At 65.0% G+C, this 15,298-nt stretch carries 1 protein-coding gene; it reads left to right on the top strand.

The genetic code is table 11. The annotated features are described in order from the left end of the window. Positions 1–158 precede the first annotated feature (158 nt). Positions 159–15,197, top strand: coding sequence for a beta strand repeat-containing protein (locus tag BMY38_RS18270; protein WP_217638830.1), 15,039 nt, complete (start codon positions 159–161; stop codon positions 15,195–15,197). Positions 15,198–15,298: the final 101 nt, after the last annotated feature.

The following is a 15,298-nucleotide window of genomic DNA, read 5'->3' as shown; positions in this document are numbered from 1 at the left end:
GCAAGCCGCATTTCGGTATCGGTGCCGCCATCGGGGTCGAGGTCGATAACGACAATACGTTTGCCAGCCTCGGCGGCAGCTATCGCAATCTGGACGATCCGGCCCGTGCACTGATCGACCTTGGCACGACGACGGTTACGGCTGGAAATGTCGATGTCGTGGCGAATCTGCGGTGGGCCGATCGGCTGACCGAGGGTGGTGGCAGCCTGTCGAAGTCGGCCAGTGCGGCAATGGGCAAGATCAACTTCGTCGCCAAGAAACAACTCGCGATCTACAACGCCGCGAACGATCCCGATATCACCGAAGACGAATTGCTGGGTCGGTTCGACAACGCCATCATGCTGTCGGTCGGCGTCGGCGTCATGAATGGCGAGACGATGGCCGAGATCGGCGGCAATGCCACGATCAACGCCGCGACCCTGGATGTGAACGCGCTGACGCGCTATCCGAACACCAACGCCTTGGCCAATATTAAGACCGCATGGAGCGATTTCGCAACGGCGGTGTCGGATTACGAACTGTTGCCCGATGGCTTCGATCCGGCCAATCCGGGCGCCACGCAGCCGACGCCTCCACCCTTGAACGAGATGATGATCCTGGTCGATCAGGTCAATCCGCTGACCTATATCACGACCGAGGGAAAGGCGAAGGCCAAGGCCTCGACCCCCAGCGACGGAAGCCGCGACGGCATCGACGTCGAGGATCAGAAACTGGCCTTCGGCGTCACGACGGACGTTCTGGTCCTGGATAACACGACTGTGGCGACAATTCGCGATGGTGCGAGTCTGACCCTGTCGGCGACGGCGAACATCACGGCACTGCAACAAAGCCTGATGCTGCACATCGTGAACCTGCCCAAGGGCAATCCGCTGGGCGGCGACGTGAACGACAGCATCGGCGTCGGCATCAGTGTTGCGACGATGGCCAGCACCGTGCGCGCCGAGATCGAGGACGGAGCCACCGTCACCCTCACTAACCGCAGTGATCTGAATGTGACGGCAGGTCAGCGCAACATACGCGGAATGCTGGCATTTTCCGGAGGACAGGGGAAGAACACCGGGCTGAACGCTTCGGTCGCCGCCCTGGTCAGTCAGGCCGACACGCTGGCGCGGATCGGAGAGAATGCGCGTATCCTGGCCGGTGTCGTGGCCGTCGCGGCCGAAGACAAGTCCGTCAGCTGGTCCACGGCGGGTGCGGTCAGCGCGTCCGAGAACATCGGCTTCGGCGGATCGGGTGCGATCACCTTCACCAGTCGCAAGGTGCGTGCAGGCGTCATGGGCGTCGATGGGGCGGTGGGCTATGGCGCGACCGATACGGATGTCGTGATCGATGCCACATCGCTGGCGGTGACGGCATTGAACGACACGTTGGATGTGACCGTCACGGTCGCAGGCAGCAAGGTCAACGAAGGCAAACCCGACGCAGCGCCGGACGATCAGGGCCAGCAGGATCAGGACGACAAGATCATTCCCGACTGGCTGTTCGCCGATGAGGAAGAGGACGCGCTGAATGCGCAGAATAACGTGGAGGCACCCGCCGCCGAGGACGGGTCGAAGCAGAAGAGCGGCTGGGCCGTTGCCGCCGCCGCATCGGTGAACCTGGTGCTGGCGAATGAAACCAGTGCGACGATCGCCACGGCGGGCCGGATCGAACTGACCGATGACCTGACGGTCACTGCCACCAGCAAACAGCTTGGCGTAACGGTCGCGGGGGCGATTTCCGCCGCCCTTGGCAAGACGCAAAGCGCGAATGCGCTGGCCGGGGCGTTCGGCGTGCACGTCGATACGCGTGCGCTGTCCGCCACCCTGCGCGATGCGACCGTGGTCGCAGGCGGGGCCGTCACCTTGGCCGGTATCGACCAGGCCACGGTCGTCAACGTCGCGGTCGGCGGCGCGGGCACATCCAAGGGCAAGATCGCGATGGCCGGATCGGTCGCCGTGGCCGTTCTGGACGGTGGAACCGATGCGCTGATCGCGGATTCGGACGTGACGTCCGCCAGTCTTGACCTGAGCGCGACCGACACCAGCACGACGGTGAACGTCGGCGGCGCGGTCGGCATCAACATGTCCGCCAACGAAGGCGCGGGCGTCGGCGTCGGCGTGGCCGTGGCGGTCATCGACCGGGCAGCTCAGGCGACGGTGGCGGGGGTCTCGGCCTTCGATACGGGTGCGTTCTCGGTGACCGCAACCTCGACCCAGCGGATCTATGGATTCGGTATATCGGCGGGGGTCGGCAAGACCGGGCTTGCCGGATCGGTCGTCGTGAACACCATTACAGGCGGGGCCAAGGCGCTTGTCGCGGGCACCTCGACGGCGCGGATGGACCTGAAGGCCGAAAGCGTTGTGGTCGCCGCGACAGAAACCAACAGCATCTTCGCCTTGTCCGGCGCGCTTGCAGGGGGACGGCAGAACGCTATCGGTGCGGCAGTCGGCGTTAACGTCATTACGGCGGCGACCGAGGCGAAACTGGCCTATGCCGATGTCACCAACGCATCTCTGGGCACTGTCGACCTGACGGCCACCGGCACCAGCACCATCACCTCCATCGTCGTCGCGGGGGGTGCCACGCCCAATCAGACGGCAGTCGGTGCAGGTATCGGCGTCAATGTCATCACGGCGGGCGTCACAGCGAACGCGACTGGACTGGCAGTTACCGACGCGACAGGCTTTGCGGCCATGGCGACCGGCGGGCGTGAGATCTTCGCCATCGGCGGCGGCGCGGCCATCGGCGGGTCCGGTGCGGGTGGCGCGGCTCTGGTCGTTAACGTTCTGGCGGCGAACGACACCAGGGTTCTGCTGGACGATGCGAATATCTCGACCCGCGAGGGCGGCGCCATTACGGCGACGATGACGGCGGCGGATGTGATCCGGTCGCTGGCCGTTGCGATTTCTGCCAGCAAAGGGACCAGTGTGTCCGGCGGTATCGCTGTCAACGTCCTGACCGGTAACAACGCTCTGTCGGCGAAAGGCGCGATATTGGCATCGGATGCCGGCGTGACGCTTGCCGCGAATTCCGGTGGAACCATCGAAAGTCTGTCGGGCGGTGCCGCGGTCAGCCTTGGCGGCACCGGCGTCGGTGCTGCGGTGTCGGCGAACTTCATCGACCGCACAAGCGATGTGATCTTCGACAATGCGGTCCTGACCACGAACAACAGTGCCCTGTCGATCACGTCGAACAGCACGACCGGTATCAAGGCGCTGGCCGTCGGGCTGGCTGTGTCGACCGGATCGACGGCGGTCAGCGGGTCGATCGCCATCGGCGACATCGGCAATACCGTACGCGCCGCCGGGGCCGGGGCGCAGCTTCTGGACAGCGGGGCAGGGTCCAAGACCATTTCGGCAACCAAGACGGACACGATCGAAATTCTGTCGGGTGCGGTGTCGGCCAGCGGATCGAATGCCATCGGCGGAGCCATTACCTCGGCCACGATCAATGGCGGCGCGGAAGCGCGGCTGACGGGTCTGGCGGGTCTGACGGGCACAGGCGATCTGACGGTAAGCGCAAGCAAATCCGGTGTGATCGATGCCATCGCGGTGTCCGGGTCGGGCAGCGGCGCAACCTCCATCGCAGGGTCCTTCGTGTTCACGATGATCGGCAAGCCGGGCGCGAATGCCGCCCGCAGCCAGGAAGTACAGGGCGACACCGGCGGGTCCCCCGTCGCGGATGCCGAGGCGGATACGATCGCCGAGCGGGACAAGGCCGTCGCCGATCTGAACACCGCGCTGGCGAATAATGTCGGATCGCGGACGACCTTGCTTTCAACGCAGTCGCCGACGTTGACCAAAGACGACGTTACCGTCGCGGAACTCAGCGAAAATCTCACCGACGGACAGTTGGGCGCAACCAGCGTCATCGCAACCGACGGCGCCAGGATCCGGTCGCTGGCCGGGGGTGTGGCTGGAGGCGGCACGGCGGGTATCGGCGCGGGCATTTCGGTCAACCTGCTGTTCCAGCAGACCTTGGCCAGCATGAGCGTCACCGGCGCGAATACCATTACCGCAGCCAATGGCACGTCGGGTCTGCGCATTGCCGCTACCCAGACTGGCAGCGTCGAGACCGCGGGTATTTCCGGCGGTGTCGGAGGAACGGCGGGCGCGGCGGGCAGTATCGTCGTCAATGTCTCCGACCGCTCGACCGTTGCGGAGTTGCGGGGCACCACTACGCAGGCGACGCGCGCCAACCGGGGCATGAATTCCATCGCCGTCGAAGGCACGGACGTCGGCATTGACGTGACGGCCACGCAGACCGGAACCTTCAAGGCCCTGGCCGGAGCTGTCGGCATCGGCGGAACCGCCGGGGGCGGTGGCGCTGTCGTGGTCAACGTAATGTCCGACGATGCGCGCGCCAGCCTGAGCGACGTGGCGGTCAGCAGTTCTGATCCGGCAGACGCGGGAAATGTCGTCAATGGCGGTCTGGTGCAGGTCGCGGCAACACAGACCCTGACGCTGGAGGCCCTTGCAGCCGCCGCCGCCGGAGGCTCTACCGGCGCCCTGGCCGGCAGCTTTGCGATCAACGTGATCGACGGCGGCGTCACCGCGGAAGTCCTGCGGTCGCGCATCGCCGCCGGGTCTATTGCCATCAATGCCTGGGCGACGAACATGCTGCGTGCGAATTCCGGTTCCGTAGCGGCGGACGGCGGGGCGTCGATCGGTCTGGCCGTGGCGTCGAACACCACGGCGCAGAAAGTTCTGGCAGACATCGCGTCCAGCACCCTGCAATCGGCGGGCAGCTTGACGGTCGGGGCGCAGGCGTTGACCGGATTGGGCGGAAACGCCATTTCCGGCGCCTTCTCTGGTGGGGTCGGGGTAACCGGCTCGGGCGTCGGCAACGTGGCGCGCAACGATGTGCAGACGCGCATTCGCGCAGCGGGCGCGGCCGAAGCAAGCGATCTTCTGGCGCTTGGCACGGTCGTGCTGCAATCGCGGGCGACCAATACGATCAGCCTGCTGGGTGGCGCGAAAGAAAAACCAACGGACAGCGATTCCGGTCCCGGCCTGAACCTCAGCCTGTCGGGTGGCGGTGCCGCCGGTGTTGGCGTGTCGGTCACCGTGAACCTGATCGAGAACATCGTCCGGACCGAAGTGATCGACGGCTCGGTTGCCACGGGTCTGGGCAACGGCGCGGCAGCCACAACGCTGTCGGGTCTGAGCGGACGCGGTACAATCGCCGAGGCGACGGGCAGCACGAGCATGTCGATGGCCGCCGCCAACGGCTCCGCCGGAGGCGTGGCCGGGATCAGTGCGCTGGTCGTGGTGAATCTTCTGAAGGACAGCGCGCGCGTCGTGATCGGCTCTGGCACCCGCGAGACGGGTGGAGCGTTAGGCAGCTACTTCGATGGCGACACGGCCCCGGCACTTGGCGGAGCTACGGGTGTCGCCTTCGCAGCGTCCTCGGCGCAGGATACGATCCTGAATGCGAAGATCGTCAATGCAGTCGAAAGCTATGCCGTGGCCATCGGCGTTGGCGGATCCGCAGGCGTGGGTGCTGCCCTCGCCACGAACGTTGTCGGCAGCACGTCCGAGGTTCTGGTGAACACCGGTCAGATCGAAGCGAAGCGCGACGTCGGGATCTATGCCGAAACGCAGACGACCATGGAGAACTGGGTGATCGGGGCCGGCGGCGGGTTCGTCGGCGCAGCCGGCAGCGTCGGCGTCAGCATCCTGCGCGGTGATGCGCTTGTCACGCTGCGGATGGCACAGGTTCTGGCCAACCGGAATGTCGTGATCGACAGCTATGCCAAGAACGACGTGACCTCCTATGTCGGGGCGGCCAGCGCGGGCGTGGCGGCTTTGGGTGGTGCGGTCAACGTCACCTCTCTGACCGGACGGTCCGTGGTCTCGATGGAGCGTCAGACAGCCCTGGCGGCTCCGGTCGACGATACGACCACTGTGGGCATCGACGAAGACCGCGACAGCCTGATCGACGCGCAGGGCACCGTCACCGTGACAGCCCGCACGACAACGGATGTCGGCACTGCGGCAGCTGCCGGATCGGCGGGCGGAGGCGCGGTCGCCGTTGGTGCAAACGTGACGTTGAACGACGCCACCACACAAATCGTACTGGATGCGGATCAGCGGATCAGTGGCGTTGGTGACGTCGCGCTATCTGCCAACGAAACCATCGATATCGACGGTCTGGGCGGTGCGATTGCCGCAGGGACCGGGTTCGGAGTTGGCGCAGGGCTTGACTACGCGCGACTGAGCGGTCTGACCGCCGTGACCATCGGCGACCGGTCGCAGGTCAATTCGCAAAGCGGCGCGGTGTCGCTGACGGCGAATTCGGCGCGCAGGATCGACAGCATTGTTGGCGTCGGCGCTCTGGGCGGAATCGCGGGCGTCGCGGCGGCGGTCGGCATCGTGGAGGCGGGTGGAACCGCGACCACCTCCGACAGCGAGGTCAACGACGACAACACGCAGGTCAGGGCGGATGCACAGAGCGGCCTTGCCGGAAGCGCCGACGAAGGCGACGGAACCGAAGCCGGAGCCAGCGCCGACGACAAACGCAATACTGCGAATGCGATGGCCGGATATGCCGGCGGCACGGACACCGACATGGAGGTCCGCACCGAACGGCGCGCGCTGAACGTCACCGCTTCGGCCCAGCCGGATGCGGTGACGGTGTCACTGGGGCAGGATGCCTCGATCTTCGCGGGCGGAGCGGTGAACCTGACGGCAACCGCTGGTAACAGCATCACGCAGAACGGCGGCGCGGTCGCGGTTGGCGGTCTGGCAGGCGTGGTCAGCGGCACGCTGGTGACGAATATCGGTACGGCGGCACGCACCACTCTGGGCAATCGCAGCCGCATCGAAGCCGGCACAGACGTGACGTTGCGGGCGACGACCGGCGGTGTCGGCGGCGCTGCGGCGCTGGACGCGAATGCGGTGACGGTCGCGGCATCGGGATCCGTCGCGGCGGGTGTCGGCGTGGCCGTGGCCAACCTGAGCAGCGCCGCAGAGGTCACGCTGGGCGTGGGCGTCTCGATCACCGGCCCGGCAGCGCGGAACCTGAATTCCCTGACCCTGGAGGCCGCGCGCAGCGAAGTGCTGGACGTGCGCGTCGACAACGTCGCCGTCGGCGTGATCGGCGGCGTCGGCACAGCGGTCACACGGGTCAGCAACACCGGCGTGTCGGCGGTGAAGACTGCCACTGGTGGAACCCTTGCCGTGCTGCGCGCCACCACGGCGCGGATCACGGCCAGTGACGCCAGCCGCATGTTGGCCACATCGGTGGGCAGCGCGGGCGGCATTCTGGCCGGAGCCAACGGATCGGATGCCGAGGCGCGCAACAGCGGTCGGACCGAGTTGCTGCTGGATCGGGTCGATCTTCAGGGCACTACGTTGACGCTGGCGAATCTGTCGACTGCCGAAGCGCGGGCCAAGGCGACCGGCGTTGCCGTCGCCGGGGGCCTGGCCGTGGGCGTCAGTCTTGCGACCGCACGGGTGGAGTCCACCCTGACCACACGCCTTGGCGGACGCACCGAAGGTCAGATCGTCGATATCAGGACGGAACTTTCCGGGGTTCGGGCGGGTCAGACCGACCCGTCGCGCAATGCCTATGCCGAAGCGAAATCCACGTCAGGCGGCATCCTCAGCGGCAACGGCGCAAATGCGAAGGCCTGGCTTGCCTATACGATCTCGACCGATGTGACGGGCTCCCTGCGGGGCACGTCCGGCACGTCGTCGCGGATCACGCTTGGCTCCGATGCCAATACCGCGACGGCGGAATCCTTGGCCTCGGGCAAGGTATTCGGCGGCGTGGCCATCGGCGCGACACTCTCGTCGGCCGGACAAGAGGCCGGAAAGGTCGCGTCGGTCAGCACGACATTCACCAATGCCACCGTCACCGGCCAGAATGTCAGCCTGCGGGCGACCAATGATCCGACCGTGCGAACCTCAGCGGAAAGCGGCTCGGGCGGTCTGGTGGCCGGATCGGGTGCCGAAGTCGACCAGCGACTCAATGCAAAGACAGCCTTGACGTTTGCAGGCACGACGACGCTGGCTGCCCGCAACCTGAGCATTGCGGCGCGCCAGACCGGGCGCACCAGCAGCAGCCTCGATACCCTGTCCGCTGCCCTCGTGGGCGTGTCGGGGGCGAAGGCCAAGTCGACGCTGATTGCGGATACCGACGTCACGCTGGGCGGTGGCACGGTGATCCTGGCCGATGCGCTGGACATTGCGGCGGTTACCCGGTTCGAACGTCCGCAACTTGCGGCAAATGACGGCTTCAACGTCGTCAGCGGTTCGGGCGGCGCACTGGACGTGGCGGCTATCGGCAGCACCGTCACGGTGGATGCGAACACCGACGTCACCATCGCCGGTGGCGCGCGTCTGACGCAGACCGCAGCGCGTGAAGCCGGGGCCCTGTTCCGCATCGGCGCGGCCAGCGACATGGAATTGAAAGACCGTCTGAATCTGGACAGCGGTGGCGCAATCGCTATTCCGATCGGCAATTCGACTGTGAATGTGCGGACCAATGGCGTGAAGGTCACGATCGGTGGGGCCGAGGTACGGGCGACGGGTCTGTTGCAGCTTTACGCCGGTGCCGAAGCGGACATCCGGTCGGAAGTCGACACAACGACCTATGGTCTGGCGGGCGCGGGAACGGCGAACAGCCGGGCCCTGTTTGCCGCCGATACCCAAATTCTGCTGAACAGCGGTACCCTGCTGGAAAGCCTTGGCGATGTGGAAATGCTGGCAGGCTACACCGCCAACGGCGTGCAGGCGATCAAGCTGCGGGCCGAAAGCCGGGTGTTCAACAAGACGGCCATCCCGATCCCGACCGTGCCGGTCGCCGATGCGACCGCCAACACAATCTCGGGTGTTTTCGTAGCCGACGGTGCAAAGGTGCTGGCGGTTCGCGACGTGACACTGTTCGCCGAAGAGGGCGGGCGCGACATCGTGGGCTATGGACGTGGCAAGGATCTGTATCGCGAAGTCCTGGGGGCCATTGCCAGTGCGGTGTCCAACGCCTTTGGCGGCGGCGACGTCAGCCTGGATATCGAAAGCGGAAAAAGCGTCAGCCTGTCCAACGATCTGATTACGGTAGACGGCATCGTCCGCGCCGGGTCGCGCAACAAGCAGGTCCTGATCCTGGATGCAAACAACGAAATTGATAACTCGATCGCCGGAGATTTCCCCGGCGGGCCGTTCACCAACGCCGACGCGGAGGGCATCACCTATCGCGTGCTGCTCAATCAATCGGTGTCGAGTGACCTGAGGAACCGCATCGACGAGTTGACCGGGTTCCTGACCAACACCACGCTGAACCAGGACGCCAAGGCGGTCACCGCCTGGACCGCCGAGCGCGATCAGCTCAATACCCGCCTTGCTCTGGAGCCGGGCGGCACCCGCACCGTGGTCGAACTGGATCCGATCATCGCGATCGAAGGCAACATCTACATGCGCGCCGATGCGGTCGTGGGCGGGCCGAACGGCCTTTTGAAGGCACCGGGCGACAGCGTCGTGCTGGTGCAGTTGCAGTCCGGCGCGACGCTGAAGACATCAAGCATCACGATCCCGTCCGACGAAGGCGGACGCATCGTGTTCAATGACGTCGACGTGGACAGTGCCGCGAAGATCAATCAGGTGGGCGATGGCCGTGCCGGCAGCTATGCCTACAGCGTCGTCAACGGCGAAAGCTCCGACGATCCGGTCGTCAATCTGGCCACGGCCAACGGCGGGTCGATCATTGTGAACGGCGCAATCTCGAATTTCCGGGGCTTGGTCGAAGGAAACTCCGACAAGGACGTGGACATCCGTGCCGATATCACGGCCAAAACGCTCAAGTTCAACGCACTCAACGGCAGCTTCACGCAGGGCTTCACCTGGGGCTTCACCGAAGTCGATGGCAGCCCGGAGGCAATCTATGATGCGCTGTTCGACAGTTACGAAAATTACTACCGGACATTCGTCCGTGCTTCGGCAACCGGCACGGCGGTAACCTACTCTCGCGGCACAATTCCTCTCGCGCCGCGCCAGGGCGAGATCCGCGCCGGGGCAAACGTGTTCATCACGGCGGATTTCCTGAATATCAACGGTCTGGTTCAGGCCGGTCGGGGCACTTACGACGTAACGTTGGGTGCAGGGTTGCAATCGCGTCTGGACACGCTGGCGACTGTCGCGGGCGCGGGTCGCCTGCAATTGCACGATCCTCTGGAGACCGGGACAGACCTGGTTCCGCGCGACGTCAACATCACGTCAAACGTCGCGGTCTATTACAATTATGAGACCGACACGATCGAGCTGGACCCGATGCTTGTGCAGGGGGGGACGATTGTCCTGACAGGTCAGGTTCTCAGCACCGGATCGGGTGAATTGCAATCGCTGGACGGTTTTGGACGCATCAATGTCGTCAACGAGACGACCGCACCGATCTATCTGACGCGCACGGATCTGGGACCGGCGGGCGCGGGCATCGAAGGCCTGGTGCGGATTACGGACACGTCGAAGCCGCTGGGCGGCGGACGGTTCCTGACCACCGAATACCGGCGTCTGGGGAACACGATCCAGCAGGTGGACAACACGACGTTCACGACAGTGACCGACGAGTTCGGCCTGACCCGCGAAGTGCCCACATTCGAGGTGGCGTCGTTCGGCGGACGCTCGAGCACATATCAGCCCGTGCTGAACCGCGATTATGTCGTTCTGCGCGGTGAGAAAACCGTCACCGAAACCGATTTCCTGCGGAATGAACTTGTCGTCATCGGCATCAAGGGCAGTAAGACGACAGTCACCAACTCCACCACTGACACACGGGCCTTGCCGATCGAACAGCTGGGAAGCGGACCATATCTGACGGCATCGCTGGGTGGGGACGATTATGGGTATGCCCTTACGGCCACTAAGCTGTCGGAGAGCACGCAAGAGGATGTGAACTACCGCAAGACCCACGACAGCGTGCGGTGGTATAAACTTGGCTCCGGGTATCGTCATTTTCGCTGGACCGACATTCGCACAACCGTGCAGCTCTATGAACATCGTCTGAAGGCCGATTATCCGATCGCTGTAACCTTTGGCGGCTCCGACAGTGGGTCATTCAACGTTGCATCCGTCGGGACGGTCATCTTCGGCGACGCACTGACCAATTTGTCCGGAACCAGCACGGTCACATCTACTACCGGGTCGATCCTGACCGGGGGCACCCAGATCGTGTTGGAAACCGGCGATCTGAGCCTGACGGCTCTGAACGGCCGGATCGGGTCGATCAACGGTGCATTCCGTATCGACCAGACTGCAGGCGCGGTTTTGACGGCACTGGCCGGAACCGACATCAACATCCGAGAGATGGACGGCGACATGAACGTCGCGCGCATCGCGACCACCAACCGCAGCGCCGATTTCGGGCGTAACATCGTGGGGGCTGTCAAGCTGGACGCACAGGGCGGTATCTTTGCCGCAACCGGTGCCTCGGCGGTTCAGGTCACCGGCAGCCAGATCGAGTTGAAGGCCGCGACCGGGGGAATCGGCGCGTTGACCATAGACACGCAGGAAGGCGATCTTATCGCGCTGGCGCAGGACAATATCGATCTGACCGAAGTTTCGGGCGATCTTGCCCTGCGGTCTGTCGAGAGCCAGTTGGGAAGTGTCGCGCTGACCGTGGACACGGGCGCGCTCTTGGACAGGAATGCCATCGAGACCCGCGATCTGAGGACCGAGGCGGAGCTGTCGACGCTCTATACCGAGCAGCTTGATCTGAATGGAAGCGAAGCGGCCGACCGTTCCACGCAGCAACTGGATGCGTTGCGCGCCGAACAGGTGCGGCTCTATGACGACTATTGGGATCGCCGCGAAGCCGGCGATACCGACCCCACCTTCACGCTGGATGCCGCGACACGCACCGTCCTTCTGACGGGTGCGGGCAACAGTGCGGCGGAACAGGCCAATTATGACGCGCAACTCGACATCTATGTCGCCCAGCGGCAGGCCTATTTCGACCAGTGGGATGCCTATGCGGCGCGCGACGACGGTTTCGTGCCGGTTTTGTCCGCCGAGCAGACGGCGGCGGCACTGGACGGAATCGAGTGGACGGTAGACGAGCTGACACGCTCGCTGAATGCCGGGCTGATCCTTGGGACGGCGGACACCAATACGCGCGTCGAAACGCCGAACATCACGGCCAAGGGCGACATCACACTTCGGGTGCAGACCGAAGTGGGCGAATTGCGCGACCCCTATGTCATCTCGGGTGGTCGCCGTCTGACAACCGAGGACCTGCTGGTTCTCAGCACTGCGGAACGCTCGGATCTGGATCTGACCATTCCGGGTGAGGTAACGATCCGGCAGGCCGAAGACCTGAACTTCGCGATGGGTTCCCAAGGCAAGCTGACCATTTTCGCGGGGCAGGAAAATATCTTCCTCGGCTCCGATGGGGCGGCGGACGTGGCGCGCATCCAGGGCACCAAGGATATCCGCCTGAAGGTGGATGGCGACCTGACCAACGCGGGCACCAACCCGGTGGCCATCAGCGGCAGTCTGATGATCCTGGAGAGCGGCAACAACGGGTCGATCGGCACGGCGGCCAACCCTCTGACGCTGGAGGTTCTGGCGGGTGGCAATGCGGTCCTGCGCGGCGGCACGGGGGTCTATGTCTCGGCACCCGTCGGCGATCTGCCATTGGGCGAAGTGTTCAGCAATGCGCGGGCGGTCCTGTCTGCGCAGGGCGCGATCACCGATTTCGTCGGAAGCGGCGTTAGCCGTATTCGCGCCGCCTCGATCTCGCTGGATGGCGGGTCAATCGGGACAGCGGCAGTCAAGCTGCCGGTCTGGGTCGAGAGCATCGACGGAACGATCGAGGTCACGACCCGCGTCGGCGACGTAAACCTGATCAGCGGGCGCGACGCTGGCAATGGCGTTACCGCCCTGCGGTTCGGCAAGCTGGATATAGCCCAGGGTGGCGAGATCGAGGCCGAGGGTGAAGCTACCCTGTTGGTGGCGGCGAATTTCGGCGGCACCTCCACATTGCGCTTCACACTGGCCGAAGGGCTGGGCGTCGATCCGTCGCTGGGCACCGCGACCGTCCTGACCGGCGGCACGGCGATCTTCACCAGCCGCGGCCCGGTCCCAGCAGGAACGGGTGTCCTGCGGACCAGCCTGTCGGGTGTATCCTTCGCCGGCACCGGCGCGACCGCTTTCACCTTGGCGAACGACCGCGATCTTGTGGTTGGATCGATCACGCAGAACGATGCCGACTCCACGGTCACGCTGACAGTCGCCGGGGCACTTGACGCGGGCACCATTGCACTGCCGGGGCTGGTGCTTGCGACGGCGGAATCAGTGACGCAGGGCCGCATTTCTGCCGGGCGACTGGTGATTGACAGCACTGGCAACGTCGGTGCGCTGGCGGCGCTGGACCTGACGGTCGGCAACCTGAATCTGACGACGGACGACGGCAACGCTGATCTGATCCTGCGGGACCGGGCGACCGAAATCGAACGGATCGTTCTGGGCGGGGTGAATTCCTTGTCGCTGGACGCCACGGACAGCGCGGTGACGCTGGCCGCAGGTGAAGGCATCACGTCGCAGGGCGGGGCACTGACCTTCGCCCTGTCGAGCCTGAACGCAAACGCCGACATCCGCAGCAATGGCGGAGCGATCGGCATCGACGCGACAGGTGTTGTGACACAAAGCGCAGGCACGGAGATCAACGCCGGGGCCGGGACCATCCGGGCCGGACTGGACGACAATGTGGTGTTGTCCGGGCTGGTCACGACAAACGCCTCCGCCAATGCACTGGGTCTGACGGTGGGCGGCACGCTGTCGGTCGCGGCAGGCGAATTGGACGACGTCCTGGTCGCCAACGCGGCGGGTGCGGTGACGACCCTGCGCCTCAACCGGGCGGCCCCGATCGGGCCGAACGGATTGCGCGTCAATCTGGACACACTGGATGCCGAGACGGCTTTGGGCGACCTGCATGTGCTGGAGCGTGATGATCTGATCCTGCGGTCCGCCACGATGGCGGACGGCGCGCTGGATCTGCACACTCTGGCCGATCTGACGGTGCAGACCGTCGCCGCCACCCGGCAGGTCACGTTGACCGCAGGCGGATCGTTGCGCGGCGAAGGCGCTGCCATCGGCGGCACCGACATCCGGCTGTTTGCCTTCGGCGGCGATTTGACCGGCGTGACCGGCAACCGTTTCACGGCGGACACGTCCGATGGGTCGATCCTGCATCTGCTGGCGCTGGACGACCTGCGCTATGTCGAGACGGCGGGCGATCTGGTCGCATCCTTTGCACTCGCGGAGCGGGGCGATCTGGAGCTGGAGGCCGCCGGATCGCTTACGCTGGGTCTGTTGGGCGCGGGCGGGACGTTGCGCCTGTCGGCGAATGGCGACCTGACCGTGAACCGGATCGGTCATGCCCGCGTGGACATCGCCGACGAGGTGGCGCTGCAACTGGTCCGGCCCGAGCTGATGGGTATCAAGCTGGCTTCGTCGCCGCTGCTGGCGGCGCTGACAGCGAACGGTGCCGGTGCCGGTGCGACGCTTAGGGGCGGGTTGCTGTCGGTCAAGGATCGGCTGGAACTGCGGGCCGAGACGGTGCTGGTCACCCTGCGGGACGACACTACGGAGGACGGACTCGATCTGGTGGTGACGGATGCAACCGGAGCGATGACCGGGCTGGTTCAGGTCGATCAGGTCGATGGCGGCATCGCACCGCTTCTGACCGATACTTTCGCACCGGTGACCGGGCTGGACCGGGACCTGGACTATACCGGCGAGACCCGACTGGTCGAAAGCCTGATCGGCAATGGCGAGGTCACGGTGCAGGGCACAGCGCTGCTGGCGGGACCGGACTTGCGGATCGGCGGCGACGTCTGGCTGCGGCAGCGCGAATTCGATGTGCTGGCGACGATCACCTATGTCGACCTGGACCTGGAGGCGGACGCGCAGCTTCTGGATCTCAACCAGACCGGCTTCCAGGCGGATCTGCGAGAAGGGCTTGATCTGACGGTGAACAACATCCTGGTTCTCAACCGCCGGACTGGCGGGGTCGGGGTGAACGGCGGACAGGGTTTCGGCTTCCTGGTGGGGACCGAGACGGCGATTCTTGGTCTCAGCTTCCGGCAGGGGACGGGGGTCAACAGCACGCGCCGCTTCGGCGGCATCCTGGAGACAGGGGTCGTACGCCTGCCGGTGCAGGTCGACGAGGATCAGGAGGAAGAACAATACGTGCCGATGATCCAGGCCGCATTGCGGTGAAGGGGGCGTACGCGGGAGGAGAGCCTCCCGCGTTGCCGTGCGGCATGAGATCTGGCGGGCTATCGCGTTAATACGAAGCGATGGCCGGGATCGATCGCATG

The organism is Jannaschia helgolandensis (genome assembly GCF_900109285.1).
Lineage (GTDB): Bacteria > Pseudomonadota > Alphaproteobacteria > Rhodobacterales > Rhodobacteraceae > Jannaschia > Jannaschia helgolandensis.
This window is presented reverse-complemented; position numbering and strand designations above follow the sequence as displayed.